The organism is Nocardioides sp. SRI_004, assembly GCF_057586415.1.
Window position 1 is genome coordinate 1 of record NZ_JBYCZV010000022.1, and the last position, 26,013, is coordinate 26,013.

A 26,013-nucleotide genomic window follows, 5' to 3' on the forward strand; every position below is an offset into this window, starting at 1 on the left:
CAGGTGAGCCCCGCCTCCACCACGACGCCGACCCCGCCGAAGGCCGACGCCCCCAAGCCCACCCCGAAGGACGCTCCCCGCCCGGCTCCCGTGACCGCGAGCGACGAGCCGACCCTGACGGTGCTGCGCGGCATCCCGGCCGCGACCGCGAAGAACATGGACATCTCGCTGTCCGTGCCGACCGCGACCTCGGTCCGCAACATCCCGGTCAAGCTGCTGTGGGACAACCGGATCGTCATCAACAGCCACCTCAAGCGCGCCCGCGGCGGCAAGGTGTCGTTCACCCACCTCATCGGCTACGCGATCGTCAAGGCGATCAAGGAGCTGCCGGCGATGAACAACACCTACGACGAGATCGACGGCAAGCCGACGATGGTCACGCCGGCCCACATCAACCTGGGCCTGGCGATCGACCAGCAGAAGAAGGACGGCACGCGCCAGCTCGTGGCGCCGTCGATCAAGGCGTGCGAGTCGATGGACTTCGCGCAGTTCTGGACGGCGTACGAGGAGATCGTGCGCAAGGCCAAGGACAACAAGCTGACCATGGAGGACTACTCCGGTACGACGGTCAGCCTCACCAACGTCGGTGGCCTCGGCACCAACAACTCCGTGCCGCGCCTCATGCAGGGCCAGGCCGCCATCATCGGCGTCGGCTCGATGGACTACCCGCCGGAGTTCCAGGGCGCGTCCGAGGAGACCATCGCCCGCAACGCGATCTCGCGCATCATGACGATGACGTCGACCTACGACCACCGGGTCATCCAGGGCGCGCAGTCGGGCGAGTTCCTCGGCCAGGTGCACAAGTACCTGCTCGGCCAGGACGGCTTCTACGACGAGATCTTCCGCGCGCTGCGGATCCCCTACGAGCCGATCCGCTGGAACGCCGACATCGCGACGTCCCACGACGACGAGATCGACAAGCAGGCCCGGATCCTCGAGCTGATCCACGCCTACCGCGTGCGCGGCCACCTGATGGCCGACACCGACCCGCTGGAGTACAAGCAGCGCAGCCACCCGGACCTGCGGATCGAGTCGCACGGCCTGACCCTGTGGGACCTCGACCGCGAGTTCCCGACCGGCTCCTTCGGCGGCGGCGACCGGCGCTTCATGAAGCTGCGCCACATCCTGGGCATCCTGCGCGACTCGTACTGCCGCACCACCGGCATCGAGTACATGCACATCATGGACCCGGAGCAGCGGCGCTGGATCCAGGAGCGCGTCGAGCAGCCGCACAGCAAGCCGCCCCGCGAGGAGCAGCTGCGGATCCTGCTGAAGCTCAACCAGGCCGAGGCGTTCGAGACCTTCCTGCAGACGAAGTTCGTCGGCCAGAAGCGCTTCTCCCTCGAGGGCGGCGAGACCACGATCCCCGTCGTCGACGAGATCGCCGAGGCCGCCGCGCAGGCCGGCCTCGAGGAGGTCGCGATCGGCATGGCGCACCGCGGCCGCCTCAACGTGCTGGCCAATATCGTCGGCAAGTCCTACAACCAGATCTTCCGCGAGTTCGAGGGCAACATCGACCCGCGCACGGTCCAGGGCTCGGGCGACGTGAAGTACCACCTCGGCGCGGAGGGCGCGTTCGTCGCCGGCACCGGCGAGACCATCGCCGTCTCGGTCGCCGCCAACCCGTCGCACCTCGAGACGGTCGACCCCGTGCTCGAGGGCATCGCCCGCGCGAAGCAGGACGTGCTCAACCGCGGCGAGGAGTTCCCGGTCCTGCCGGTCCTCCTCCACGGTGACGCGGCCTTCGCCGGCCAGGGCGTGGTGGCGGAGACGCTCAACCTCTCCCAGCTGCGCGGCTACCGCACCGGTGGCACGATCCACGTCGTCATCAACAACCAGGTCGGCTTCACCACCTCCCCCGGCTCGTCGCGCTCGACGCTCTACTGCACCGACGTGGCCCGCATGGTCCAGGCGCCGATCTTCCACGTCAACGGCGACGACCCGGAGGCGTGCATCCGCGTCGCGCGGCTGGCCTTCGAGTACCGCCAGACGTTCAAGAGCGACGTCGTCATCGACCTCGTCTGCTACCGCCGCCGCGGTCACAACGAGGGCGACGACCCGTCGTACACGCAGCCGCTGATGTACGACCTCATCGAGCAGAAGCGCTCGGTGCGCAAGCTCTACACCGAGTCGCTCATCGGTCGCGGCGACATCACGATCGAGGAGGCCGAGCAGGTCCTCCGCGACTACCAGCAGCAGCTGGAGCGGGTGTTCACCGAGGTCCGCGAGGCCGACACGAAGCCCGACGAGTGGACGACCGTCCCGGACTACCCGGACAAGCCGACCGGCGAGACCCAGACGTCGGTGACGCCCGAGGTCATGAAGCGGATCGCGGACGCCTACGTCACGCCGCCCGAGGGCTTCACCGTGCACCCGAAGGTGATGCCGCAGCTGCAGCGTCGCGCCGCGGCCATCGCCGACGGCCCGATCGACTGGGGCACCGGCGAGATCCTCGCCTTCGGCTCGCTGCTCATGGAGGGCCGCCCGGTCCGCCTGGCCGGCCAGGACTCGCGCCGCGGCACCTTCGTGTCCCGCTTCGCGACGATCATCGACCGGCACAACGCCGACGAGTGGACCCCGCTGGCCAACCTCACCGAGGACCAGGCCAAGTTCTTCGTCTACGACAGCCTGCTGTCCGAGTACGCCGCCCTCGGCTTCGAGTACGGCTACTCGGTCGCCCGCCCGGACGCCCTCGTCCTGTGGGAGGCGCAGTTCGGTGACTTCGTGAACGGCGCCCAATCGGTCATCGACGAGTACATCTCGGCCGGCAAGACCAAGTGGAACCAGGACTCCGGTGTCGTGCTGCTCCTGCCGCACGGCTACGAGGGCCAGGGAGCCGACCACTCCTCCGCCCGCATCGAGCGCTTCCTCACGCTCTGCGCGGACGACGCGATGGTCGTCGCCCAGCCGTCCACCCCGGCGTCGTACTTCCACCTGCTGCGCCAGCACTCCCTCGGCGGCGAGCACAAGCCGCTCATCGTGTTCACGCCGAAGTCGATGCTCAAGCGCAAGGAGGCGGCCTCGCAGCCGGCCGACTTCACCTCGGGCGAGTTCCGCGCCGTCATCGGCGACGACACGGTCGACCCGGCGAAGGTCACCACGGTGCTGCTGGTCTCCGGCCGGCTCACCTGGGACCTCGTGGTCGAGCGCCAGAAGTCCAACCGCGAGGACGTCGCGATCCTGCGCGTCGAGCAGCTGTACCCGTGGCCCGTCGAGGCGATCAAGGCCGAGCTGGCCAAGTACCCCAACGCCAAGGTCAAGTGGGTCCAGGACGAGCCCTACAACCAGGGTCCGTGGCCGTCGTACTACCTCAACGTGGTGCCGCACCTCGACCGCGAGATCGAGCCGGTGACCCGCGCCGCCTCGTCGACCACCGCGGTCGGCACCGCCAAGCGCCACCTCGAGGAGGCCAAGGTCCTCATCGGCGAGGCCTTCGCCTGACGTGGAGGGCTGATGTACTTCACCGATCGCGGCATCGAGGAGCTCGAGCAGCGCCGGGGTGACGAGGAGGTCACCCTGGCCTGGCTCGGCGAGCGGCTGCAGGAGTTCGTGGACACCCACCCGGAGTTCGAGGTGGCGGTCGAGCGGTTCGCGACCTGGCTGGCCCGGCTCGACGACCCCGAGGACTAGCCCCGGCGGTCGTCGAGGAGGTCGGTCAGCGACCGTCACGAGACGCGACGAGGGCCCGGCGGAGATCTCTCCGCCGGGCCCTCGTCCCTTTCAGCTCCAGTCGGCCGTGGGAGGTCAGCCGACCGCAGCCGCCTCCCGGACCGGCGGCGCCTCGGGCACCGACTCCGAGAGCCCGAAGCGCCGGTGGAGCGCCCGCAGCGGGGCCGGGGCCCACCAGGCCCGCTCCCCCAGCAGCCGGATGCTCGCCGGCACCAGCACGCCGCGGATCAGGGTCGCGTCGATCAGGATCGCCAGCCCCGTGCCCAGCCCGAAGAACTGGATGAAGCTGACCGAGCTGACCAGGAACGCGAAGAAGCTGATCGCGATCAGGGCCGCGGCGGTGCTGACGATCCGGCCGGTGTGAGCCAGGCCGTGGACCAGCGCCTGCTCGTTGTCCATGCCGAGGTCGCGCATCTCCTTGATCCGGCCCATCACGAAGACCTCGTAGTCCATCGAGAGCCCGAAGGCGACGCAGAAGAGCAGGACCATCATCGAGCTGTCCATCGGCTGCGGGGTGAAGCCGAGCAGGCCTGACAGGTGGCCGTCCTGGAACACCCACACCATCGCGCCGAGCGTGGCACCGAGGCCGAGCGCGTTGAGCAGCAGGGCCCGGACGGGCTGGACCACGCTGCCGGTGAACAGGAACAGGATCACCATCGTGGTCAGCACCAGCCACCCGGCGACGATCGGGAGACGGTCGCCGATGCCGGTCATCTGGTCGTGCAGCTCCGCGCTGGCGCCCCCGACCAGTGCCTCGACGCCGTCCGGCGCCGGCACGGCGCGCACGTCCTCGACCAGGTCGCGGGCCGCGGCCGAGCGCGGGTCGAGGTCGGTGACCACGGAGACGAGCGACGCACCGTCACCGGGACGGACCTCGGTCCGGACGACGCCGTCGAGCCCGGCCAGGTCGTCGGCGTACGACGCCAGGTCGGCCTGGTCGAGCGCGGGGGTCGTGACCACCTGGATCGGGTGGGTGCCGTCGCCCGCGAACTCCGTGCGCAGCGCGTCGCCGGCCTGGCGGCTGGACGCGCTGGTCGGCAGCACGCGGTCGTCGGGCGTGCCCAGGTCGATGCCGGCGAGCGGGATGGCGACGACGAGCAGGGCGCCGACGACCGGGAGGGCGCTGACCAGGGGGCGCCGGGTGACGAACCGGGCGAGCCGCGCCCACGCCGGGGCCTCCTCGCCGCGGATGCCGCGGACCTTCGGCACCCGCCACGCGTCGATCCGGTCACCGAGCAGGGCGAGCCCGGCCGGCAGGATGACCACCGCGCTGAACGCGGTGATCAGCATGACCCCGATGCCGGCGTAGGCGAACGAGCGCAGGAAGTACATCGGGAAGACCAGCAGCGACGCGAGCGCGACCGCCACCGTCGTCGCCGAGAACGCGATGGTCCGGCCGGCGGTCTCCACCGCTCGTCGTACCGCGGCGTCGTGGGCACGCCCGGCCGCGCGCTCCTCGCGCACCCGGGCCACCATCAGCAGGCCGTAGTCGACCGCGAGGCCGAGACCGAGGCCGGTCGTCAGGTTGACCGCGTAGATCGACACGTCCGTGGTCGAGCCGAGGATCGAGAGCTCGGCGAAGGTGCCGAGGATGGCGGCCATGCCGACGCCGAGAGTGACCAGCGCGCCGACGACGTTGCCGAAGGCCAGCACGAGCAGGACGAGGATCAGCGGGATCGCGATGCTCTCGGCCAGGCCGAGGTCCTTGCCGATCTGGCCGCCGATCTCCTCGCCGACGACCTCACCGCCGCCGACGTCGACCGAGAGCGGCCCGTCGCTCGTCGCGTAGTCGTCGAGGACGGCGGCGGGGTCGGCCTCCGTGCCCGGGGCGACCGAGGCCGTCACCAGGGCGTGGCTGCCGTCGGTCGAGCGCATCGGGCCCGCCCGTCCGTCGAAGTACGACGCCACGTCGGCCAGGTCCGGGTCGGACCGCAGCCGCTCGGTGAGCGCCGCGCCCGCCGCTGCGGAGGCCGGTGAGTCGACGTCGCCGTCGGCCGCCTCCACGACGAACACGTAGTCGGCCGAGCCCTCGAAGCGCTCCTCGAGCAGCGCGGCGGCGCGGCTGCTGTCGGAGTCGGGGTCGTCGAAGCCCTCGGTCTGCAGCTTGCTGAACGCACCGACGCCGACGACCGCCGCCGCGACGACCGCGACCAGGCCCAGGGCCAGCACCCAGCGCGCCCGCCGGGTGACCAGTTCTCCGATCCAGCGGAACATGGCACTCCTCCAATGTGTACGAACGTAAACTTTATGGGTGTTAACTTGGCATGGATGTGTACGGGTGTCAACATGTTCCTCGTGACGACTTCCAGCCGGACCAGCTACCACCACGGCGACCTGCGCAACGCCCTCGCCCGGGCCGCGGCCGAGCTGGCCACGACCGGCGGCCCGGACGCGGTGACCATCCGGGGCGCGGCGCGGCAGGTGGGCGTCACGCCGACGGCGGCGTACCGCCACTTCGCCAACCAGTCCGACCTGCTCGAGGCCGCGCGCGCACTCGCGATGGACGGCATGGTCGCGGCGATGTCGGACTTCCTGCAGCAGGTGCCGGCGGACGCCGACCCGGTCGCCCGGGCGATCGGGCGGCTGGAGTCGACGGGCCGCGGCTACATCCGGTTCGCGCTCCAGGAGCCGGGGATCTTCCGCACCTGCTTCACCGGCCGGCTCCGCGAGCCCGAGGGCGAGGGCGAGCCCGAGGGCATGGGGAACCCCGCGCCGTACGTCCTGCTCGGCACCATGCTCGACGACCTCGTCGAGGTCGGCTACCTCGCACCCGAGGACCGCCCCGGCGCCGAGGCGGGGCCGTGGGCCGCCGTGCACGGGCTCGCGATGCTGCTCATCGACGGCCCGCTCAAGGACATGACGGAGGCCGAGCGCGAGGCCGCCGTCGAGCGGACCCTGGAGATGACCACCCGCGGACTGGCCACCGGCCCCAAGGCGCGGCCCAAGCACTAGTGTCGGCCGGGTGAGCGAGGAGCTGATCGACTACGCGAGCTGGGGTGAGCGGTTCTTCGCGACCGCGGTGACCGCCGAGCGCGTCCTGGCCGGCGTCAACGTGCTGTCCGGGCGCCAGATCGACGTCGGACCACTCGGCGTCGGGCCGGGCCGGATCGCCAAGGTGACCGCGAAGGGCACCATCGGCACCGCCGCCGGCCAGCGGGTCGGCTCCTCCCCCGTCTCCTTCCACGTCGACCTGCCGGTGACCCTGCAGTTCAGCATCGACCTCGGCATGGACAAGCAGAACTTCGACGCCGACATCACGGTGCCGATCGTCATCACCGCCCACGGCCGGTCCGACCTCGCCATCGCGCTGGAGGTCACGCCGCCGGAGGCCAACCAGGTCGTCGTACGGCTGAAGGCGCAGGGGCTGCGGGCCTCGCTGATGAACAAGGCCGCCAACGTCGAGGGCGAGCTGCGCCGCTTCATCGCGAAGTACGTCGCCAAGGAGCTCGACAAGCCCTACGTGCGCGACGCCACCGTGATCAACGTCGGCGCCGCCATCGAGAAGGCCGCCGCCGGGCTGGGCCCGCGCGAGGAGAGCCCGATGGCCGACGAGCTGACCGACGACCTGCCGGCCGCGATGGAGGCGGAGCTGGAGCACACCGCGCAGCTCCTCATCGACTCGAGCGAGGACACCGAGTGAAGCCCTATCCCCCGGCGCCGTGGCACATGCACGGCTCCCTGTGGCTGTCTGCCTTCAGGCTGCGCGAGGACGCCGACGACCGCCACCCGGCCGGCACGTACGGCGTCGCGCTGGTCTCGTACGAGGACCCGAGCCCGCTGACCTACCACGAGCTCCTCGTGGCCCGGACGACGAAGAACCGCGCCGGCAAGGGCGCGGTCACGATCACCGACATCTGGGTCGACTCCCCGGCCTCGCAGGCCGGCGGCCGGGAGCTGTGGGCGATCCCGAAGCAGCTGTGCGACTTCGACATGGAGAGCAGCTTCCGCGGCCCGGTCACCTCGACCGACTGGACGGCGACCGTGGAGCGGCGGCCGATCGTGTCGGCGCAGTTCACCGACGTCTCGCGCGCGGCGATCCGGGTGCCGTTCACCGGCCTGGTCGAGCAGCCCGGCATCCCCGAGCACCCCGAGGTCGCGGACGTGGTGATGAAGGGCAACGCGAAGGCGCTGCCGTGCCGCTCGCGGTGGAGCTTCGCGAGCGACGGGCCCCTCGCGTTCCTGCAGGGGGCCCGTCGGCTCGGGTCGTTCCGGATGGCGGGATTCCGGCTCGCGTTCGACTGACATCCCGTTCGGTTGTGCTGCGGTTCGGGACCAATCCGCAGAGATCAGGGTCCGGGGCGTGCAGTTCGTGCCCAATCGAGGGCCCGCGGCTACTCCGCGTCGAGGTCCTGCTCGACGAGTGCGGCGATCTTCGCGACGTCCGCCTCGCTCTCGCCGGAGACCTCGACCTGGTCGCCGTTGCCCGCGCCCAGGGTCATGATCAGCAGGGCGGAGCTGGCGTCGACGCCCTCGTCGCCGGGGATGCCGATCAGGACCTCGGAGTCGAGCTCCTCGGCCGCCTCGGAGATGATCGCGGCGGGACGGGCGTGCAGGCCGACGGCGGAGCCGACGGTGACGGTGACGGTGTGCATGGATGCTTCCTCTCGTTCGGTACGACGGATGGCTGGTGTCAGACGGTGACGGGCTCGGGCGCGGCCTCGACGGGGGCGGCGCGTCCCACGGACTTGAGCGCGATCACGGCGGCCGCTGCGACGACCGTGCCGGCGATCAGGGCGACGAAGAACCCGAGCACGCCGTCCACGGCGAACAGCACGAAGATGCCACCGTGCGGGGCGCGCAGGCTCACGTCGAGCGCCTCGGCGAGGCCGCCCGTGACGGCGCTGCCGAGCACGATCGACGGGATGACCCGGAGCGGGTCGGCGGCCGCGAACGGGATCGCGCCCTCGGAGATGAAGGAGGCGCCGAGGAGCCAGGCGGCCTTGCCGTTCTCGCGCTCGGCGCTGGTGAACAGGCCGGGCCGGACGACCGTCGCCAGCGCCATGGCCAGCGGCGGCACCATGCCGGCCAGCATCACGGCGGCCATGATCTTGAGCTCGGGAGCACCCGTCTTGAGGCTGGCTGCACCGATGCCGACCACGGCGAAGCTGTAGGCGACCTTGTTGAGCGGTCCGCCCATGTCGAAGGCCATCATCATGCCGAGCACGACGCCCAGGATGATCGCGTTCGAGCCGCTCATGCTGTTCAGCCCGTCGCTCAGCTGCTCCATCAGCCAGGTGATCGGGCGGCCCAGGAGGAGCAGCATGACGAGGCCGGCGACGATGCTGGTGACCAGCGGGATGACCAGCACGGGCATCAGGCCGCGCGCCCAGGTCGGCACCCGCCAGCTCGAGACCCACAGCGCGATCAGGCCGGCGAGGGTGCCGCCGACGATGGCGCCGATGAACCCCGTCTGGGGCGCCGCGGTGGCGTCGCCCGCGGCGAAGCCCGCCAGGTTCGTGGCCAGCGCGCCCATGATGAAGCCCGGCGCGAGTCCGGGCCGGTCGGCGATCGCGTAGGCGATGTAGCCCGCGAGCGCGGGCACGAAGAGCGCGAAGGCCGCCTTGCCGATCACGAACAGCAGCACGCCCAGGTAGAGCATGGCTCCGGAGCCGAAGGCGACGTGGTCGAGCCCGTAGTCGGCGGGCGTGGGCCGGTCGAGGAGGCTGTGCTTGACGAGGATGTCGCCCGCGACGTTGGCGCTGTCGTAGCCGCCCAGCAGGAAGCCGAGCGCGATGAGCAGACCGCCCGCCGCGACGAACGGGATCATGTACGACACACCGGTCATCAGCACGCGGCGCGCCCGGCCGCCCCACGACTCCCCCGCGGACGCGGAGCCGCCGGCAGACGAACCGGCGCCGCCGGCCGCGGCGGAGCCCTCGACCCGGGCGGCGGACGGGTTGTCCGCGGCCCGCAGCGCCTCCGCGATGACGGCGTCGCCGTCGTCGATCGGGCGCTTCACCCCGGTCGCCACGACGGGCTTGCCCGCGAAGCGGTGCTTGTCCCGCACGCCCACGTCGGTCGCGAACACGACCGCGTCCGCGGCGTCGATGGTCGCCTGGGGAAGCGGCTTCGAGCCTGCCGAGCCCTGGGTTTCGACGTCGATCTGGACGCCGGCCCGCTCCGCGGCCGCCTCGAGCGCCTCGGCCGCCATGTAGGTGTGGGCGATGCCGGTCGGGCAGGAGGTCACGGCCACCAGGCGTCGTACGACGGCGGGGGTGGTCTTCTTCTGGACGTCGACCGGGGCGGGCGCGGCGTCGGCCGGCGGGGCCACGACGCCCTGCACCAGGGCGACGACCGCCTCCGGCGTTGTGGCAGCGCGGAGCGCGTCGGTGAACTCGGGCTTCACCAGGGACCGGGCGAGCTTGGCCAGGATCTGCAGGTGGGCGTTGCCGCCGCCCTCGGGCGCCGCGATGAGGAAGACCAGGTCGGCCGCACCGTCCTTCGCGCCGAAGTCGACGCCCGGCGCCAGCCGGGCGAACGCGAGGGTGGGCTCGGTGACCGCGACGGAACGGCAGTGCGGGATGGCGATCCCGTCCTTCATCCCGGTGGACGACTTCGCCTCACGGGCGTAGAGGTCGGCCTTCAACTGCTCGACGTCGGTGGCACGACCCGCCTCGGCGACACGTGCGGCGAGGGCGGCGATCACCGCGTCCTTGTCGGCACCGAGGACGGCGTCGAGGCTGACCAGGGCGGTGGTCATCAGCTCTGCCATGAGGGTTCTCCTTCGTGGGCGGTGGCGCTCAGGTCGAGCGCACGGACCCGGACCGTGTGGGTCCGGACGTCATCGGGGGTCGGCACGGTCGTGCCGGGGAGGGCGGCGGCGGCGCTGCCGTAGGCGACGGCGGCGGCCAGCCGGTCGAGCGCCGCGTCGCCGCGCAGGTCGGCGGCGAGGTAGCCGAAGAGGCTGCTGTCGCCGGCGCCGACGGTGCTGACCACCCGGGTCGGCGGGGGTACGGCGTGCCAGGCGCCGGTCGCGTCGACGAGCACCGCACCGGCCCCGCCGAGCGTGGCCAGGACGGTGGTGACGCCCCGGTCGACGAGGGTCCGGGCGGCGAGGGCGACCCGCTGCGGGTCGTCCTCGAGCTCGGCCGCGTCGGCACCGACCACGGAGGCGAGCTCCTCGGCGTTGGGCTTGAGCAGGCTGGGCGCGGACCCGGGCGCGAGCTGGGCGACGACGGCATCGAGGGCGGCATCGCTCGTGTCGACCGCCACCCGGCGGCCGGTCGCGCGCAGCCGGGCCGCGAGGTCGGCGTACCAGCCGTCGGGGGCACCGGGCGGCAACGACCCGGCGAGCACGACCCATCCGTCGCCGGGAAGGGCGAGCACCCGGTCCGCCAGGACGTCCAGGTCCGCGATGGACACCTCGGCCCCAGCGGCGTTGAGCTTGGTGGTGGTCCCGTCGGGCTCGGTCAGGGTGAGGTTGACCCGCATCGGCCCGGCCGGCGGCACCGGCGCGCTGGGCACGCCGAGGCGGTCGAGCTCGCGCACGAAGGGATCGTCCGCCGCGACCGGCAGCACGGCGCAGGTCGGGACACCGGCCGCGACGCAGGCGCGGGAGATGTTCACGCCCTTGCCACCGGGCTGGTCGAGCGACGCGGCGACGCGGAGCACGCCGCCGCGGACGAGCTCGCCGGGGAGCGCGAGGGTGCGGTCGATGCTGGGGTTGGGGGTGACGGTGATGATCACGCGGTCACCACCTCGACGCCGGTCGCGGCGATCGCCTTGCGGTCCACCGCCCGGATCTCGCGGTCGGTCACGAGGGCGTCGACCTCGTCGAGCGCGGCGAACCGGACGGCGGTCTCGACGCCCACCTTGGAGGAATCGACGAGTCCGACGACCCGCTCGGCGGCCAGCACGAAGGACCGCTTCGTCGCGGCCTCCTCGCTGTCCGGCGTCGAGAGGCCGTGGCCGGCCGTGACGCCGTTGGCACCGAGGAAGGCGACGTCGACCCGCAGGGCACCGACCGCGGCGACGGTCGTGGCGCCGACGGCGGCGTGCGTGTTGGTGCGGACCCGGCCGGGCAGCAGGTGGAGCTCGATGCCCGCGTTGCCGGCGAGCCGGGCCGCGATCGACACGCTGTGCGTGAAGACCACGAGCCGGTGGCTCGCCGGCAACGCGTCGGCGAAGCGGGCGGTGGTGCTGCCCGCGTCGATCAGGACGGACGCGCCCGGCGGCGGCAGCTGGTCGAGCGCCGCCCGGGCGATCTGCGCCTTGGCCTCGGTGTTGGCCGCGTCGCGCTCCACCAGTCCGGGCTCCAGGGTGGAGAGCGCGGACGTCGGGACGGCTCCCCCGTGGACCCGCCGGAGGACACCCAGTGCCTCCAGCGCGGTCAGGTCGCGCCGTACGGTCTCCGTGGTGACGTCGAAGAGCTCGGCGATCTCGGCGACGGACATCCGGCCCCGGTCCCCGACCTGACGGGCGATGGCCTGCTGGCGCTCCTCGGCGTACATCGTGTGACCTCCCTCACGGATCTGTGTTTATGTTGTTTTATGCCCGTTTCTGTTGCTTGTCAAGGGGTCGGCGGTCTAGCGTGTGAGCATGGTCACCACGATCCACGGCACTCCGGTCGTCCCCGGCCTGGCCCACGGGCCGGCCCAGGTCACCGTCTCGGACATCTCCCCCGACGCCCTCGCGCGGTACGGCGACGGCGGGCACCCCGACGCCGACGCCGCCCTGGCCGCCTATGACGCGGCGGTGGAGTCGGTCGCCGAGGGCTTCCGCCGCAAGGCAGCCTCGGCGGACGGCGCCGCAGCCGGCGTCCTCACCGCGAGCGCCGGGCTCGCGACCGACCGCGGACTGCGCTCCGCCGTCGGCAAGAACCTGCGCGCCGGCGAGCCCCTGCTGACGGCCGTCGACCACGCGGTCGAGAAGTTCGTGACGGTGTTCACCGGCATGGGGGGCCTGATGGCGGAGCGGGTCACCGACCTGCGCGACATCCGCACCCGCGTCGTCGCGCGTCTCGTCGGCGAGCCCGAGCCCGGCGTCACCCTGCCCGACGAGCCGGTCGTCCTCGTGGCGACCGACCTCGCCCCCGCCGACACCGCCGGCCTGGACCCGAGGCTGGTGCTCGGCCTGGTCACCGAGCGCGGCGGACCGACCAGCCACACCGCGATCATCGCCCGGCAGCTGGGCATCCCCTGCGTCGTCGGCGCGACCGGCGTCGTGGCCGCTGCCGCCGGGCACACGCTGCTCCTCGACGGCGCCGCCGGCACGATCGAGCTCGACCCCGACCCTGCCGAGGCCGCCGACCGGGTCGCGCGTGACGTCGAGGAGCGCGCCGCACTGGCGCACTGGGAGGGCCCGGGCCGCACGGCCGACGGACACGCCGTGAAGCTGCTGGCCAATGTCGCCGACGCGTCGTCCGCCGTCGCCGCAGCCGAGGGCCCGGTCGGCGGGGTCGGCCTGTTCCGCACCGAGCTCAGCTTCCTCGACCGCGAGACCGAGCCCACCGTCGAGGAGCAGACCGCCGTGTACGCCGACGTGCTGGCCCCCTTCGTCGGGGACGACCGCTACGTCGTGGTCCGCACCCTCGACGCCGGCTCGGACAAGCCGATCGCCTTCGCAACCCACCCCGACGAGGAGAACCCCGCCCTCGGCGTCCGCGGGCTCCGGCTCTCGTTCACCGACCACGGCCTGCTGGACCGCCAGCTCGACGCGGTCGCGGCGGCGGCCCGGCAGAGCGGGGCGACGACGTGGGTGATGGCGCCGATGGTGGCGACCGTCGACGAGGCACGGGACTTCGCGCAGTCCGCGCGGGCGCGCGGGCTGGTGCCCGGGGTGATGGTCGAGGTGCCGAGCGCGGCCCTGCTGGCCGACCGGATCCTCGCCGAGGTCGACTTCCTCTCGATCGGCACCAACGACCTGACGCAGTACACGATGGCGGCCGACCGGCTGTGCACCGACCTGGCGCACCTCACCGACCCGTGGCAGCCCGCCGTGCTGCAGCTGATCGCGATGACGGCAGCCGCCGGCGAACGGGCCGACAAGCCCGTCGGCGTGTGCGGCGAGGCCGCCGCCGACCCCCTGCTCGCCTGCGTCCTGGTCGGGCTCGGCGTCACGTCGCTGTCGATGGCGGCGGCCGCCGTACGTCCGGTCGGGGCGCGCCTCGCGACGGCCACGCTCGAGCAGTGCCGGGAAATGGCGAACGCGGCGCTCGCGGCCGCGGATCCCTCCGCGGCACGCGACGCCGCGCGCGCCGTGCTGGCCTGACCGGTCAGGCCGGGTCGATCTCCTCCGCCGCCGGGGCCTGGGGGGCCTCGGTGGCGGGGGTCTGCTCGTCGGACTTCTCGAGCGCGTGCTCGGCCAGGGCCCGGCGCGACGAGTCGCGGATCTCGAAGACCTCGGTCGCGAACCCGCCGACCGCCGCCGCGACGTCGCCGACCGCCCTGGTCAGGATCGTGGCGACCTCGCCGACCGTGCTGGCGGCCGCCTCGGCGCCCGCCTGGATGGCGTCCTTGGCGATCTCGCCCTTGCTCAGGTGGTCACGTCCGCTCATGGCGCCAGTCTCCCTTGGCGGACCTCAGGCTGCCAACGAGTCCTCGGTCACGGACCCGGGGCCGCGCACGGGCGACACCTTCGCCGTACCGCCGGGGAACGAGTAGCGCACGATCTTGCGGAACACGCTGAACAGCTGCTGGCTGAGCCGACCGGTGTTGTAGGGCAGGCCGTAGCGCTCGCAGATCTCCTGCACCTCTCCCGCGATCTCGGGGTAGCGCCGTGCCGGCAGGTCCGGGAACAGGTGGTGCTCGATCTGGTGCGACAGGTTGCCGCTCATCACGTGCATCAGCTTGCTGCCCTTGATGTTGGCCGAGCCGAGCATCTGGCGCAGGTACCAGTGGCCGCGCGTCTCGTTCTCGGTCTCCTCCTCGGAGAAGGACGCCACGCCGGCCGGGAAGTGGCCGCAGAAGATGATGTTGAAGGCCCACACGTTGCGGACCAGGTTGGCGACCGCATTGCCGGCGAAGGTGAGCGGGAAGAGCGGGCCGGTCAGGGCAGGGAAGAGGACGTAGTCCTTCAGCGCCTGCTTGCGGATCTTGCGCATCAGGCCCGGGTAGAGCGGCTTGTTGTCGGCGAGCTTCCGCTTGCCGGAGACGATGTTCTCCACCTCGAGGTCGTGCAGCGCGACGCCCCACTCGAAGAAGGTCATCAGCAGGAACGCGTAGAGCGGGTTGCCGAGGTAGTACGGGTGCCACTTCTGCTCGGGGTCCATCCGCAGGATCCCGTAGCCCACGTCGCGGTCCTTGCCGACGATGTTGGTGAAGGTGTGGTGGATGTAGTTGTGCGAGTACTTCCACTGCTCGCCCGGGCACACGGTGTCCCAGTCGAACATGCGGGAGTTGAAGGCCGGGTCGCCCAGGAAGTCGTACTGCCCGTGCATCACGTTGTGCCCGATCTCCATGTTGTCGAGGATCTTCGACACGCTCAGGCAGGCCACGGCCGGCACCCAGCCGACGACGGGCAGGTAGAACAGCGCGCGGCCGGCGATCTCCAGCTTGCGCTGGGTCGTCACGACCTTGCGGAGGTACGCCGCGTCGGTCTCGCCGAGGTCGGCGATGACGCGCTGGCGGATGGCGTCGAGCTCCTCGCCCAGCTTCTCGATCTGCTCGGCGGTGAGGCCGTGGTACTTCTCGTCGTGCTCGGTGACGGTGGCGGTCATGTCGTGCTCCTTCGTCATCAGTGGGGGGTCAGAGGTCGATGTGGCAGTCACCAGCGGCGCTGGTGACGCAGATCCGGATCTCCTCGTCCGGCAGGGAGGACTCCTCGCCGGTGAGGACGTTGCGGACGGTGCCGGCGGTCTTGGTGCGGGTGCAGGAGAAGCAGATGCCCATCCGGCAGCCAAACTCCGGCTTCAGGCCGAGCTCCTCGGCCTGCTCCAGCAGGCTGGCCCCCGTGGCCGCGGCGGACTTGCCGGAGCGAGTGAAGGACACCTCCCCCTCGACGGTCTCGCCCGGCTGGGCGGTACGCGCGACGGCGGGCTTGAAGAACTCCATCCGCAGGCGCGGCGAGAGCTCGCCCTCGCCGTCGGTGTAGGCGTCGCGGACCAGGTCGACGAGCCCGGCGGGGCCGCACAGCCAGGTGTCGGTGTTGCGGTGGTCCGGCACCAGACGGCGCAGCTCGAACTCGCTGAAGACCTGGTCGCCGTGGCGCAGGTGGACGGTCACGTCGTTGTCGGCCGCGGCGATCCCGGCGAGCTCCTCGGCGAAGATCTGGTCCTCGGGACTGCGCGCGAAGTGGAGGAAGGTCACCTTGCGGCCGGCGCGGCCGTCGTACCCGTCGCGCAGGAGGGTCCGCACCATCGACATCGCGGGCGTGATGCCCGAGCCGCCGGTGATGAAGAGCAGGTGGTTGTTGGTCGGCGTCGCCGGGCTCTCGACGAGGGTGAACTCGCCCTGCGCCTGCGACAGGTGCAGGATCGTGCCGGGCTGCGCCTCCCGGACCAGGTACGACGACACCTGGCCCTCGTCGTGCGCGCGGATCGTGAGCGTGATCTGCTCGCCCGGCGCCGAGGCGGCGGACGAGATCGAGAACGCGCGGGTGAGCCGCTTGGCCGAGCCCGGCAGCTCGACGCCGACGAGGACGTGCTGGCCGGCGCGGTGGCCGCGCCAGGTGCTCGTCGGCTGCAGGGTCAGCGTGGCGACCGGCGCGGTGTCCTGTCCGGCGGTCTCGCGGTGGACGGACACGATGCGGGCACGGACCTCGTGGGCCGCCCACATCGGGTTGAACCGCTCGAGGTACCGGTCGACGGTGTGGGGCGTGGCGAGGGCCGCGGCGAGCCGCGAGCGCAGGAGCCGCCCGACGGCGCCGCTGGGCGCGGGCGGGGAGATGAGCGCTGACATCGCGCCTCCTTCGTTGCGGAAAGTTTGGGTGTACGTCTGTACACCGAAACTCTCGCAAGCCGCCCGCACCCAGGTCAACGACCTCGGGCCGTGACAGTGCACACATGTTCACTCAAGTTAGAGTGGGTACATGACCGGGTCACGCGTCGAGCAGAAGGAGCGCACCCGCCGCGCGATCCTCGACGCGGCGCTCGCGCTGTCCGAGGACACCACCCTGGTCGCCCTGTCGCTGCGCCAGGTCGCCAAGGAGGTCGGCATCGTGCCGACCGCGTTCTACCGGCACTTCCCCTCCATCGAGGACCTCGGCCTGGCGCTCGTCGAGGAGTCGCTCGACACGCTGCGCGCGTTGCTGCGCGAGCTGCGGCGTACGGCCGGCGACGACTTCCGCTCGATCATCGACGGCTCCGTGGCCGTGCTGGTGACCCAGGTCCACCAGGACCAGGCCCACTTCGGGTTCATCGCCCGTGAGCGGTTCGCCGGGCCGGCCACCGTCCGGGAGGCGATCGCGCGCGGCATCGAGCTGGCCGAGCGCGAGCTCGCCATCGACCTCGCCCACCTGCCCGGCACCGACCAGTGGTCCGAGGAGGACCTGCGGGTGCTGTCCACCCTGATCGTGGGCGCGATGGTCGCGACCGCCGAGCGACTGCTGACCGCCGGCCCCGGCTCCGCGGAGGAGCAGAGGATCGCCGCGACCGCCCGTACGCAGCTGCGGATGATGCTCATCGGCGCGATGCACTGGCGCTCCCGCCCCTGACCCGGCCATCGCCGTCGCGGACCGGCCACAACCAACCGGCCGCTCGCGGCGTCTCCCCTGGTGTCATCCGTTCCGACCCCAGGGAGCCCCCATGTCCGTCCCCGCCCGACTGCTCGCCCTCCTCGCCCTCGTCGGCTGCCTCCTGGCACCGGCCGCAGCGGCGACGTCCTCGACCACCGCCACCTCCGCCGGGCCCCACCGCACCCGGGTCGTGGTCCGCGTGGCCAACTGCGAGGGCTGTCAGGTGTTCCTGCAGCAGGGCCTGCGCGACCGCTGGTGGAGCAGCCGCGCCCACCGGGTCCGCGACGGGCGCGCCGTCTTCGACATCCGGTCCGGCCACACCCGCGGCATGTCGGTCGGCATCACCGGCACGTGGGAGGCGAGCAGCCCCCACCCGTCCGGCTTCCAGTCGATCGTGACCCTGCGCCACCGCGGCATCGCGGCCGGCGAGCGGGTCAGCCGCGCCGTCGCGCAGGGCAAGGCCCACGGCTCCGCCTGCTTCCCCGGTACGACGGCCGATCACCTGGTCCTCCGCGTCGAGGCGCGCAAGGTGCGCATCCCCGGCAACGGTGGCCCGGCGCTGAGCACGCTCGCCTGGGCGAGCCCGCAGACCCGGACCATGGCCGGCACGCAGCAGCGCCTCTTCCACGGCATCCAGGGCGCCCAGGACGTCGTCCCCTGCTTCTGAGGCGCGTCCGGGGAGGTCCCGCTCACACCCGCGGTGGGCGGCGGCGTCACGCTCGTCACGTTCGGTGGACGCGAAGTTACCGACCAGTCACCATGGCGCGGTGCCCACCGCAGTCCAGAGCCTGACCACCGCCGCCCGCAACGCGTGGGCGATCTCCCCCCTCGGTCCCGGCATCGAGCAGTACGACGGCCTGCCGGCCACCGTGCTCAGCGACGCCCCGCACCGCCGGCTCTCCCGGTACGACCGCACCACGCCGGCGACCGCGCCGCGGCCGGTGCTGCTGGTGCCGCCCCTGGCCGTCTCGGCCCGGTGCTTCGACCTCCGGCCGGGCCAGAGCCTGGCCGCCCACCTGCTGGAGAGCGGCCGGGCGACGTACCTCGTCGACTACGGCGCCATCGGGTTCGCCGACCGGGCGATGGGCTTCGAGACCTGGATGGACGACATCCTCCCGACGGCGATCCACGCCGTGCTCGACGACCACGCCGAGGCCGGCGACCGGGCCGACGGCGTCGACCTCGTCGGCTGGTCCCTCGGCGGGACGCTGAGCCTGCTCACCGCCGCCGCGCACCCGGACCTGCCGATCGCGTCGCTGACCGCCTTCGGCACGCCGATCGACTACTCCCTGATCCCGGCGGTCCAGCCGCTGATCGTCGCCGACCGCCTGCTCGGCTCGCGGGCCGTCACCGCGCCGACCGCCGCGCTGGGCGGCGTCCCGCGGCACGTGGTGCGGGCCAGCTATCGCGCCATGGCGCCCAGGCGCGAGCTCACCAAGGCCTACCACCTGGCCAAGAACATCCTCGACGCGGAGACGCTCGCCCGGACCACCGCCATCGACGGCTTCATCGCCGAGATGCCCGGCTACCCGGGCCGCGCCTACCACCAGATCCACACCCGGCTCATGGTCCGCAACGAGCTGGCCACCGGCACCGTCCAGCTGGGCCGGGACCGGAAGGTCAGCCTCGGCGACATCCGCACCCGCGTGCTCTTCGTCGGCAGCGAGACCGACAACATCGCCGACGGTCCGGCCGTGCGGGCCGGCGCCGACGTCGTACCGGGGGCGCGGTACGCCGCCGCCGACGGCCTCAGCCACCTCGGCCTCGTCGCCGGACCGCGGGCCGCGCAGGTGAGCTGGCCGGTGATGGACGAGTTCCTGGGCTGAGGGCGTCACTTCCGCACCTCAGGTCACAGCGGACAGGCGGTTCCTGCGCTTGTCAGGGGTTGCAACGCCCGACATGTGCATGAATCCCCGGTCGACCGGGGATTCATGCACATGCGCCTGGACTCAGTGCCCGCCGTGCGCACCAGCCGGCGTCTCCGCCTTCGACGGCAGCAGCAGCGACATGGCGATCACGACGAGGCCGATCACGCCGCCGGCGAAGAACGCCCACTGCAGACCGCCCATGAACGCGTCCGCCTTGCTGGCGCCGTCCTCGGCGAGGCTCTCCGTGCGGTTGGTCATGATGACGACCAGCAGCGCGGTGCCGATGGCGCCGGCGACCTGCTGCAGCGTGCCGAGCAGCGAGCTGCCGTGCGAGTACAGCTGCGGCGCGAGGTCACCCAGGCCGATCGTGAAGACCGGCGTGAAGATGGTCGCGAGGCTCGCCATCAGCGCGACGTGGAGCGCCACGAGCACCGGGTACGGCGTGTCGGCGCCGATCCTGCTCAGGCCGAACAGCAGCGCCACCATCGCGATCGAGCCGGGGATGACCAGCGGCCGGGCACCGATCCGGTCGAACACCTTGCCGACCTGCGGACCGAGCAGACCCATCGCCAGGCCCCCCGGCATCACCAGGAGGCCGGTCTGCAGCTCGCTGAGGCCACGCAGGTTCTGCAGGTAGAGCGGCAGCAGCAGCATCGAGCCGAGGAAGGCCATGAAGCCGGCCGACATCAGGATCAGCGACACCGTGAAGTTGCGGGTCTTCAGCGTGCGCAGGTCCATCAGCGGTCGGTCGGAGCGCTGCAGGCGCAGCTGCAGCAGGACGAACAGCGCGATGAGGGCGACGCCGCCGCCGATGAAGGCCGCCACGGTCTCCCACGCGGAGTGGCCGACCTTGCTAAGGCCGAACACGAAGGTGCTGAAGCCGCCCGCGGCCAGCACGACGCTCGCCCAGCTGATCGGGCTCGAGGTGGTCTCACCGACGTTCTCGAGCTGCTTGAAGCCGAAGAAGCCGACCAGCACGGCGATCGGGAGCACGACGGCGAAGATGAGCCGCCACGAGCCGAAGTGGAGCAGGACGCCGGACACGGCGGGGCCGAGCGCCGGGGCGCAGGACATGGCCAGGGTGACCTGGCCCATGACCCGGCCGCGGTCCTCCGCGGCGACGACCGTCATGAGGGTGGTCATCAGCAGCGGCATCATGACCGCCGTACCACCGGCCTGGACGACCCGGCCGACGAGCAGCGCCCCGAAGGTGGGGGCGACCCCCGCGACGAGGGTGCCGAGGCTGAAGGTGATCATCGCGGTGGCGTACGCCGTGCGCGTGGTCACCCGCTGCAGGAACCAGCCCGTCACCGGGATGACCGCTGCCATCGTCAGCATGAACACCGTCAGCGACCACTGGGCGGTGGTCTCGGTGATGTTGAAGTCGGTCATCAGCCTGGGGACGGCGTTGACCAGCGTGGTCTCGTTCAGGATGACGACGAAGGTCGCCGCGACGAGCAGCTTGATCACGAGCGGGGTGCGGCCGACGGGAGCGGCGGCGGCACCCGGGGTCGCCGGGGCGCTGAACTCCTGCTCGAACTCGGTGACGTCGTTGGCGTCGCCGGTCTCGGTGGGCCCGGTGGGCGCAGTCATGGCGGGTCCTATCGGTTGGGAGGCATGGTCCAGCGGTGGCCGACCTGGTGCTGCCGGACGAATCGGTGCGGCCCTCGCTTCACCAGTTCCACGAACGGGCCGACACTGTTTCGACAGGTGCCGCGAGAAAAAGTCATCGGACTTCCCACGGCGCTGTCAGGAGTCAATCGTCCAGCACCGACAGCCATTCCCGCCAACGGTTAAATCCGTCGGCGGGCGGGCGGCTGCGGGCCGCGCCAGTTTCACCGGCCGGCCGGTGTTTCTCCCGTGCCTGGACGACGAAACTCACGCTTGGACGATGAAGCTTCGTCGTCCAACCGTGAGTTTCACCGGCCGGCCGGTGAAACTCCCACCACCTCAGCGCGTGAAGACGATCTTCCCGAAGACGTCACCGGCAGCCATCGCCGCGAACCCGTCGCGCGCCTCGGTCATCGGCAGCACCCGGTCGATCACCGGACGCACCCCGGTGGCGTCGAGCATCGTGACCAGGCTGGCCAGCTCGTCGCGGGTGCCCATCGTGGAGCCGATCACGGAGAGCTGGAGGAAGAAGATCCGGGTCAGCTCGGCGTCGTCGAGGTTCGGGCCGGAGGTGGTGCCGGAGATGACGATCTTGCCGCCGGGACGCAGCGCGCGGATCGAGTGCGACCACGTCGCGCGGCCGACGGTCTCCATGACGGCGTCGACCTTCACGGGCAGGCGTGCGCCGGACTCGAACACCTCGTGGGCGCCGAGCTCGAGCGCCTTGGCGCGCTTGGCCTCGTCGCGGCTGGTGGCCAGCACCCGCAGGCCACCGGCGCGGGCCAGCGCGATGAGCGCGGTCGCGACCCCACCTCCGGCGCCCTGCACGAGCACCGTGTCGCCGGCCTTGAGCCCGCCCTGCGTGAAGAGCATCCGGTACGCCGTCAGCCACGCCGTCGGGAGGCAGGCGGCCTCCTCGAAGGACATCGACGCGGGCTTCGGCACGACATTGCGCGTCGGCACGATGACCTTGTCGGCGAGGGTGCCCTGGTGGCGCTCGGACAGCAGCGAGCGGCGGGGGTCGAGGGTCTCGTCACCAATCCACGCCGGGTCGGAGACGACGGCGTGGACGACGACCTCGTTGCCGTCCTCGTCGTACCCGGCCGCGTCGCAGCCCAGGATCATCGGCAGCGCCTCGGCCTTGAGGCCGACGCCGCGCAGCGACCACAGGTCGTGGTGGTTGAGCGAGGCCGCCTTCACGGTGACCGTCGTCCAGCCCTCGGGAGCGACCGGGTCGGGGCGCTCCCCGAGCACGAGGCCGGTCAGCGGGTCGTCGGCGGAGCTGGCGAAGGAGTCTGCGTAGACGGCGAACACGGGTCTCAACCTATCGAGGCGCCACGGACGTCGGGCACCCCCGTTCGGGGGCCGGACGGCTCCGGCTCAGGCGCGGGCGACGCCGTCGCGGCGCGCCGCCTCGGCGACCGCGGCCGCCACCGCCGGACCGACCCGCGGGTCGAACGGCGAGGGGATCACGAAGTCCTCGGAGAGGTCGTCACCGACGAGCGCGGCCAGCGCGTCGGCGGCGGCGACCTTCATGTTCTCGGTGATCGAGCTGGCGTGGACGTCGAAGGCGCCGCGGAAGATGCCCGGGAACGCGAGCACGTTGTTGATCTGGTTCGGGAAGTCCGAGCGGCCGGTGGCCACGACCCGGGCGTGCCGGTGGGCGACCTCCGGGTGGACCTCCGGGTTCGGGTTGGCCATCGCGAAGATGATCGCGTCGTCGGCCATCGTCGCGACGACCTCCTCGGGCACGGTGCCGCCGGAGACGCCGATGTAGACGTCGGCCCCGTCGAAGGCGTCGGCGAGCGTGCCACGGCGACCGCACAGGTCGGCGGTCAGCTCGGCCAGGGCCTTCTTCGACGCCGTGAGGTCGGTGCGGTCGGAGCTGACCACGCCCTTGCGGTCGGTGACCGCGATGTCCTTGATGCCGGCGGCGAGCAGGATCTTCGCGATCGCGACACCGGCGGCGCCGGCGCCGGAGATGACCACGCGGGTCGACTCGGCGCTGCGGCCGGTCAGCTTCAGCGCGTTGACCAGGGCCGCGAGCGTCACCACGGCGGTGCCGTGCTGGTCGTCGTGGAAGACCGGGATGTCGAGGGCCTCCTTGAGGCGGTCCTCGATCTCGAAGCAGCGCGGCGCCGAGATGTCCTCGAGGTTGATGCCGCCGAAGCTCGGCGCGAGCCGGACGACGGTCTCGATGATCTCCTCGACGTCCGTGGTCGCCAGGCAGATCGGGATGCCGTCGACACCGCCGAACTGCTTGAACAGGACCGCCTTGCCCTCCATGACCGGCATCGCGGCGGCGGGGCCGATGTCGCCCAGGCCGAGCACGGCGGTGCCGTCGGTGACGATCGCGACGGTGTTCGGCACCCAGGTGTAGTGACGGGTCAGCTCCGGGTCGGCCGCGATCGCCTCGCACACCTCGGCGACGCCGGGGGTGTAGGCGAGGGACAGCTGGTCCTTGGTGCTGACGTCGGCCGTGGGTACCGTCGCCATCTTGCCGCCCAGGTGCAGGTCGAACACCGGGTCACCCGCGCGCGGGTGCGGGGAGGAAACGTCAGCGGCCACGGACGACAATCCTTCCACACCGCCGACCCCGGCCCGGACCGCGTCCGGATGACAACGGTCACAGCAGGCGCGGACGCGGCCAGAGCCGGGCCCGGGCGACCGCCCAGACGTCGCCCTCGGGCACCGCGCCCCGGTGCCGCGAGTCCACGCCGGCGTCCGGGTTGTCCCCGCGCAGCCACCATCCGTCGTCGCGGCGCTCGGCGGCCCGCTTGACCACCACGGTCCCGTCGGCGAAGCGGGCCACGACCACCCGCCCGGGCCGGACCCGTGCGCCCCACAGCACCAGCAGGCGGTCCCCCGGCGCGAGCGTCGGCCGCATCGAGTCGCCGTGGACGACGGCCAGGCCCACCCTGCGCCGTACCGGCGCCTGTCCGGACTCCCGACCTCCCGTTGCCCCGGCTGCCATGCCGAGTAGTGTCGCAGTCAGCAGTTCGTTCCCCGTCGAAGACGTGTCGACCGCGTCGGCCACGTCGCTCTCCAGGAGAGGACCCACATGTTCTCGCGTCTCACCCGCAAGCTCGTCGCCCCCACGATCGAGGTCTCCGCCCACTGCGACCTGCCGTGCGGCGTCTACGACCCGGCCCAGGCCCGCATCGAGGCCGAGTCGATCAAGGCCGTCATCGCCAAGGTCGCGGACAGCGACGACCCGGACTTCCGCACCCGCGCGGTCCTGATCAAGGAGCAGCGCTCCGAGCTGGTCAAGCACCACCTGTGGGTGCTGTGGACCGACTACTTCAAGCCCCCGCACTTCGAGAAGTACCCGCAGCTGCACACCCTCGTCAACGAGGCCACCAAGCTCGCCGGTGCCGCCGGCACCAAGGGCACCCTCGACGCCGCGGTCGCCGACCAGCTGCTCGCCAAGATCGACGAGATCGCGGAGATCTTCTGGGAGACGAAGAAGGCCTGATCTGGCCTTGTAGGTCTCTGACCTGCACGTTTACTCGCTCGACGCCGCCTCAGTCCGCACAGAGTCCGCAAGGCTCACCAGCGGGCCGAGAGCGGCGTCGAGCACGTTCCGGGTCCGGTCTTCGTCGCCCGGGAACAGGTGCGAGTACGTCCGCAGCGTGATCACGGCCGAGGCGTGCCCGAGGAACGTCTGCACCTGCTTCACCGAGGCGCCGCCCGAGATCAGCGCGGACGCCGCGAAGTGCCGGAATGAGTGGCTCGTCAGCGCGACCGCCGGCCGCACGACCTGGCCATCATCGTCGAGCTGCGCCGCGGCGGCGTCCGACAGCAGCCGCTTCCACCGCCGATACGTCAGCGGCTCCCCCACCTCGTCGACGAACAGCGCCTCAGCGGTCGCCGGGAATCGCAGCAGGTGCGCCGCCAGCGCCTTCGTTACGACCTTGCCGACCGGCACGGTACGACGCGACGCCTTCGACTTCAGCGGGGCGATCTCGTTGCTCTGCAGGCGCTGGCGCTCGACGCGGATCGTGCCGGCCTTCAGGTCGACGTCGTCGCGCCTCAGGCTCAGCAGCTCACCGATCCGCAGGCCCGAGCCCGCGAGCACGACGGGGATGACCTGCCAGCGCTCCCCCAGCGCCTGGCGCACGCTCTCGACCTCCTCGAGCGTCGGGATCGTCACCTCCTCGCCGTGGTCCTTCGGCAGCGCGATCCGCCGGCACGGCGTGGTCGCGATCATCCGGTCCTCGACGGCCGAGTCGAGCACCCGGCTCAGCACGGCGTAGATGTTCTCGACGTTCTTCGGCGCCAGCCCCTTCGCCTCCAGCTCCTTGACGAGCGCCTGGACGTCGCTGCGCCGGATTGACGCGAGCCGCATGTCACCCAACCTCGGGAGAACGTGCAGCCGCAGCGCGTTGTCGGTGATCCGCTTCGTGCCCTCCGACGCGACCTGGATCGCCTCCCAGCGCGTCGCGTAGGCGCGCAGCGTCTCCCGGCCGAGTCGGGGGTCGGCCCAATCGCCGCGCAGCAGCTTCGACTCCTGGTCAACGAGCCATCGCCTCGCCTCAGCCTTCGTGTCGAAGTGCTTGGAGTGCTCCTTGTTGGCGGCGTCTCGGTAGCGAGCCCGGTACTTGCCCGTGTCGCGCTTCTGGATGCTGCCCATCACTCGCCCCGCCCGTCGCTCGGGAAGTGAATCTCGTAGTTCCATCGGCCGGCGGCCATCGCCTCGAGGTACTCGGCATGCCCGTTGACGACGTCGGGAAGCAGTCGGATGACCTGGAGGTGCCAGGCCCAGAGATAGGGCTTCTCGCTCCACGCGCCGGTGATCCCCGGCGGTCCAGCGAACAACTGGTCACGATGACCCATCGCGTACTCCAGCAGTTCTTCGTCGACCTGGCTGAGCTCGAACGCCGTGTCATGCAGCAGCTCGAGGGCCTCGGCCAGCGAGCGTTCGGCCTCGGCCATGCTGGCCGCCAGCTCTTGCCCTCGCCTCTGGTTCCGCAGCTCGATCGGCATCAGCAGCTCCGAGACAGGCATGTCCCAGACGAGCGACAGTGCGACCAGTTCATCGACGGAGACGCTCCGCGGCGGGTCGCCCTTCTCGATGCGCTGTAGGGCTGATCCGCGGATCGGGCAACCGACCTCCGTCATCAGCTTGGCGAGCGCATCGTATCCCTGGCCGCGCTCGGCGCGTTCGAGCGCGATGCGCTTCCGCAGGTTGTCCTCGCCGGCCTGAATCGAGCGGGGTGGTGTCGGTCTAGGCATCGCCTTTCCTCTCTAAGTG

At 71.7% G+C, this 26,013-nt stretch carries 25 protein-coding genes; 10 read left to right on the forward strand and 15 right to left on the reverse strand.

Features of this window, described 5'->3' with window-relative positions; genetic code table 11:
- Positions 1-3,441: multifunctional oxoglutarate decarboxylase/oxoglutarate dehydrogenase thiamine pyrophosphate-binding subunit/dihydrolipoyllysine-residue succinyltransferase subunit (locus AC2YHB_RS22950; RefSeq protein WP_487354683.1), on the forward strand; the 3,441-nt coding region annotated here is incomplete at its 5' end.
- A 12-nt stretch (positions 3,442-3,453) separates the two neighbouring features.
- Complete coding sequence (locus AC2YHB_RS22955) at positions 3,454-3,630, forward strand: DUF6104 family protein (RefSeq protein WP_179650634.1); 177 nt, start codon at positions 3,454-3,456, stop codon at positions 3,628-3,630.
- Between the two features lie 114 nt (positions 3,631-3,744).
- On the opposite strand, the gene AC2YHB_RS22960 is transcribed toward AC2YHB_RS22955, so the two are convergent.
- Positions 3,745-5,883: an MMPL family transporter gene (locus AC2YHB_RS22960; protein ID WP_179650632.1), complete on the reverse strand. Its 2,139-nt coding sequence runs from the start codon at positions 5,881-5,883 to the stop codon at positions 3,745-3,747.
- 81 nt (positions 5,884-5,964) lie between these two features.
- On the opposite strand from AC2YHB_RS22960, the gene AC2YHB_RS22965 reads away from it, so the two are divergent.
- The 3 genes from AC2YHB_RS22965 to AC2YHB_RS22975 are packed head-to-tail and all read left to right on the forward strand — an operon-like array spanning position 5,965 to position 7,911.
- Positions 5,965-6,621 carry a TetR/AcrR family transcriptional regulator gene (locus tag AC2YHB_RS22965; RefSeq protein WP_051931884.1) on the forward strand — a complete coding sequence of 219 codons (657 nt, stop codon included), beginning with the start codon at positions 5,965-5,967 and terminating at the stop codon, positions 6,619-6,621.
- A gap of 10 nt (positions 6,622-6,631) precedes the next feature.
- Entirely contained in the window at positions 6,632-7,309 is a 678-nt protein-coding gene (locus AC2YHB_RS22970; RefSeq protein WP_179650630.1) for a hypothetical protein, read from the forward strand.
- Complete coding sequence (locus AC2YHB_RS22975) at positions 7,306-7,911, forward strand: acetoacetate decarboxylase family protein (RefSeq protein WP_179650629.1); 606 nt, start codon at positions 7,306-7,308, stop codon at positions 7,909-7,911. Before AC2YHB_RS22970 ends, AC2YHB_RS22975 begins: the two co-directional genes overlap by 4 nt.
- 89 nt (positions 7,912-8,000) lie before the next feature.
- Here the strand turns inward: AC2YHB_RS22975 and AC2YHB_RS22980 are convergent, their stop codons facing one another.
- Genes AC2YHB_RS22980 through AC2YHB_RS22995 form a run of 4 tightly spaced genes read right to left on the reverse strand, consistent with a single transcriptional unit; the run spans position 8,001 to position 12,119 of the window.
- The gene (locus AC2YHB_RS22980; RefSeq protein WP_179650627.1) at positions 8,001-8,261 is read right to left on the reverse strand and encodes an HPr family phosphocarrier protein; all 261 of its coding nucleotides are present in this window, start codon (positions 8,259-8,261) and stop codon (positions 8,001-8,003) included.
- A 38-nt stretch (positions 8,262-8,299) separates the two neighbouring features.
- Positions 8,300-10,381 carry a PTS fructose transporter subunit IIABC gene (locus tag AC2YHB_RS22985; RefSeq protein WP_179650625.1) on the reverse strand — a complete coding sequence of 694 codons (2,082 nt, stop codon included), beginning with the start codon at positions 10,379-10,381 and terminating at the stop codon, positions 8,300-8,302.
- Positions 10,369-11,355 (reverse strand): 1-phosphofructokinase family hexose kinase, encoded by a 987-nt coding sequence (locus tag AC2YHB_RS22990; protein WP_487354684.1) that lies wholly within the window; start codon positions 11,353-11,355, stop codon positions 10,369-10,371. The genes AC2YHB_RS22985 and AC2YHB_RS22990 overlap by 13 nt, the downstream gene beginning before the upstream one ends.
- Positions 11,352-12,119, reverse strand: a complete 768-nt coding sequence (locus AC2YHB_RS22995; RefSeq protein ID WP_036542063.1) for a DeoR/GlpR family DNA-binding transcription regulator — start codon at positions 12,117-12,119, stop codon at positions 11,352-11,354. The genes AC2YHB_RS22990 and AC2YHB_RS22995 overlap by 4 nt, the downstream gene beginning before the upstream one ends.
- A gap of 88 nt (positions 12,120-12,207) precedes the next feature.
- Between AC2YHB_RS22995 and ptsP the strand changes: the two genes are divergently transcribed.
- Complete coding sequence (gene ptsP / locus AC2YHB_RS23000) at positions 12,208-13,878, forward strand: phosphoenolpyruvate--protein phosphotransferase (protein ID WP_179650622.1); 1,671 nt, start codon at positions 12,208-12,210, stop codon at positions 13,876-13,878.
- A 4-nt stretch (positions 13,879-13,882) separates the two neighbouring features.
- Here the strand turns inward: ptsP and AC2YHB_RS23005 are convergent, their stop codons facing one another.
- From AC2YHB_RS23005 to AC2YHB_RS23015, 3 genes are read right to left on the reverse strand one after another with little or no spacing between them, the layout of a single operon-like run.
- Complete coding sequence (locus AC2YHB_RS23005; RefSeq protein WP_036542059.1) at positions 13,883-14,164, reverse strand: hypothetical protein; 282 nt, start codon at positions 14,162-14,164, stop codon at positions 13,883-13,885.
- A gap of 24 nt (positions 14,165-14,188) precedes the next feature.
- Entirely contained in the window at positions 14,189-15,325 is a 1,137-nt protein-coding gene (locus tag AC2YHB_RS23010) for a fatty acid desaturase family protein (protein WP_051931881.1), read from the reverse strand.
- 28 nt (positions 15,326-15,353) lie between these two features.
- Positions 15,354-16,505 (reverse strand): ferredoxin reductase, encoded by a 1,152-nt coding sequence (locus tag AC2YHB_RS23015; RefSeq protein ID WP_218864753.1) that lies wholly within the window; start codon positions 16,503-16,505, stop codon positions 15,354-15,356.
- 130 nt (positions 16,506-16,635) lie between these two features.
- Between AC2YHB_RS23015 and AC2YHB_RS23020 the strand changes: the two genes are divergently transcribed.
- The 3 genes from AC2YHB_RS23020 to AC2YHB_RS23030 all read left to right on the forward strand — a co-directional run bounded on the left by AC2YHB_RS23020 (position 16,636) and on the right by AC2YHB_RS23030 (position 19,106).
- Positions 16,636-17,259: a TetR family transcriptional regulator gene (locus tag AC2YHB_RS23020; RefSeq protein WP_036542057.1), complete on the forward strand. Its 624-nt coding sequence runs from the start codon at positions 16,636-16,638 to the stop codon at positions 17,257-17,259.
- A 91-nt stretch (positions 17,260-17,350) separates the two neighbouring features.
- Positions 17,351-17,947 carry a hypothetical protein gene (locus AC2YHB_RS23025; protein ID WP_179650620.1) on the forward strand — a complete coding sequence of 199 codons (597 nt, stop codon included), beginning with the start codon at positions 17,351-17,353 and terminating at the stop codon, positions 17,945-17,947.
- Between the two features lie 100 nt (positions 17,948-18,047).
- Complete coding sequence (locus tag AC2YHB_RS23030; protein ID WP_179650618.1) at positions 18,048-19,106, forward strand: alpha/beta fold hydrolase; 1,059 nt, start codon at positions 18,048-18,050, stop codon at positions 19,104-19,106.
- 123 nt (positions 19,107-19,229) lie between these two features.
- Here AC2YHB_RS23030 and AC2YHB_RS23035 read toward each other — a convergent pair whose 3' ends face one another.
- The 5 genes from AC2YHB_RS23035 to sodX all read right to left on the reverse strand — a co-directional run bounded on the left by AC2YHB_RS23035 (position 19,230) and on the right by sodX (position 23,733).
- The gene (locus tag AC2YHB_RS23035; protein ID WP_487354685.1) at positions 19,230-20,741 is read right to left on the reverse strand and encodes an MDR family MFS transporter; all 1,512 of its coding nucleotides are present in this window, start codon (positions 20,739-20,741) and stop codon (positions 19,230-19,232) included.
- Between the two features lie 163 nt (positions 20,742-20,904).
- The gene (locus tag AC2YHB_RS23040) at positions 20,905-21,030 is read right to left on the reverse strand and encodes a hypothetical protein (RefSeq protein WP_257026925.1); all 126 of its coding nucleotides are present in this window, start codon (positions 21,028-21,030) and stop codon (positions 20,905-20,907) included.
- A 68-nt stretch (positions 21,031-21,098) separates the two neighbouring features.
- Positions 21,099-22,073 (reverse strand): zinc-binding dehydrogenase, encoded by a 975-nt coding sequence (locus AC2YHB_RS23045; RefSeq protein ID WP_487354686.1) that lies wholly within the window; start codon positions 22,071-22,073, stop codon positions 21,099-21,101.
- A gap of 66 nt (positions 22,074-22,139) precedes the next feature.
- Complete coding sequence (locus AC2YHB_RS23050; protein WP_179652463.1) at positions 22,140-23,255, reverse strand: NAD(P)-dependent malic enzyme; 1,116 nt, start codon at positions 23,253-23,255, stop codon at positions 22,140-22,142.
- A gap of 130 nt (positions 23,256-23,385) precedes the next feature.
- A complete protein-coding gene (gene sodX, locus AC2YHB_RS23055; RefSeq protein WP_207010236.1) occupies positions 23,386-23,733 on the reverse strand; it encodes a nickel-type superoxide dismutase maturation protease in 348 nt (115 codons plus the stop codon).
- A gap of 87 nt (positions 23,734-23,820) precedes the next feature.
- Here sodX and sodN point away from each other — a divergent pair, with 87 nt between their 5' ends.
- Positions 23,821-24,234, forward strand: coding sequence for a superoxide dismutase, Ni (sodN, locus tag AC2YHB_RS23060; RefSeq protein WP_036542046.1), 414 nt, complete (start codon positions 23,821-23,823; stop codon positions 24,232-24,234).
- A gap of 30 nt (positions 24,235-24,264) precedes the next feature.
- On the opposite strand, the gene AC2YHB_RS23065 is transcribed toward sodN, so the two are convergent.
- Together AC2YHB_RS23065 and AC2YHB_RS23070 are read right to left on the reverse strand one after the other, a co-directional pair.
- Positions 24,265-25,392, reverse strand: coding sequence for a tyrosine-type recombinase/integrase (locus AC2YHB_RS23065; protein ID WP_487354687.1), 1,128 nt, complete (start codon positions 25,390-25,392; stop codon positions 24,265-24,267).
- Positions 25,392-25,994 (reverse strand): hypothetical protein, encoded by a 603-nt coding sequence (locus AC2YHB_RS23070; protein WP_487354688.1) that lies wholly within the window; start codon positions 25,992-25,994, stop codon positions 25,392-25,394. Before AC2YHB_RS23070 ends, AC2YHB_RS23065 begins: the two co-directional genes overlap by 1 nt.
- Between the last annotated feature and the right edge of the window lie 19 nt (positions 25,995-26,013).

What these genes read in the sequence shown, in the direction of transcription:
- AC2YHB_RS22955 (WP_179650634.1), top strand. Translation starts at nt 3,454, where the DNA reads ATGTACTTCACCGATCGCGGCATCGAGGAGCTCGAGCAGCGCCGGGGT.
- AC2YHB_RS23035 (WP_487354685.1), bottom strand. Translation starts at nt 20,741, where the DNA reads ATGACTGCGCCCACCGGGCCCACCGAGACCGGCGACGCCAACGACGTC.
- AC2YHB_RS23070 (WP_487354688.1), bottom strand. Translation starts at nt 25,994, where the DNA reads ATGCCTAGACCGACACCACCCCGCTCGATTCAGGCCGGCGAGGACAAC.
- AC2YHB_RS23005 (WP_036542059.1), bottom strand. Translation starts at nt 14,164, where the DNA reads ATGAGCGGACGTGACCACCTGAGCAAGGGCGAGATCGCCAAGGACGCC.
- sodN (WP_036542046.1), top strand. Translation starts at nt 23,821, where the DNA reads ATGTTCTCGCGTCTCACCCGCAAGCTCGTCGCCCCCACGATCGAGGTC.
- AC2YHB_RS22995 (WP_036542063.1), bottom strand. Translation starts at nt 12,119, where the DNA reads ATGTACGCCGAGGAGCGCCAGCAGGCCATCGCCCGTCAGGTCGGGGAC.
- AC2YHB_RS23015 (WP_218864753.1), bottom strand. Translation starts at nt 16,505, where the DNA reads ATGTCAGCGCTCATCTCCCCGCCCGCGCCCAGCGGCGCCGTCGGGCGG.
- AC2YHB_RS23020 (WP_036542057.1), top strand. Translation starts at nt 16,636, where the DNA reads ATGACCGGGTCACGCGTCGAGCAGAAGGAGCGCACCCGCCGCGCGATC.
- sodX (WP_207010236.1), bottom strand. Translation starts at nt 23,733, where the DNA reads ATGGCAGCCGGGGCAACGGGAGGTCGGGAGTCCGGACAGGCGCCGGTA.
- ptsP (WP_179650622.1), top strand. Translation starts at nt 12,208, where the DNA reads ATGGTCACCACGATCCACGGCACTCCGGTCGTCCCCGGCCTGGCCCAC.
- AC2YHB_RS22960 (WP_179650632.1), bottom strand. Translation starts at nt 5,883, where the DNA reads ATGTTCCGCTGGATCGGAGAACTGGTCACCCGGCGGGCGCGCTGGGTG.
- AC2YHB_RS23065 (WP_487354687.1), bottom strand. Translation starts at nt 25,392, where the DNA reads ATGGGCAGCATCCAGAAGCGCGACACGGGCAAGTACCGGGCTCGCTAC.
- AC2YHB_RS23050 (WP_179652463.1), bottom strand. Translation starts at nt 23,255, where the DNA reads ATGGCGACGGTACCCACGGCCGACGTCAGCACCAAGGACCAGCTGTCC.
- AC2YHB_RS23010 (WP_051931881.1), bottom strand. Translation starts at nt 15,325, where the DNA reads ATGACCGCCACCGTCACCGAGCACGACGAGAAGTACCACGGCCTCACC.
- AC2YHB_RS22980 (WP_179650627.1), bottom strand. Translation starts at nt 8,261, where the DNA reads ATGCACACCGTCACCGTCACCGTCGGCTCCGCCGTCGGCCTGCACGCC.
- AC2YHB_RS23025 (WP_179650620.1), top strand. Translation starts at nt 17,351, where the DNA reads ATGTCCGTCCCCGCCCGACTGCTCGCCCTCCTCGCCCTCGTCGGCTGC.
- AC2YHB_RS22985 (WP_179650625.1), bottom strand. Translation starts at nt 10,381, where the DNA reads ATGGCAGAGCTGATGACCACCGCCCTGGTCAGCCTCGACGCCGTCCTC.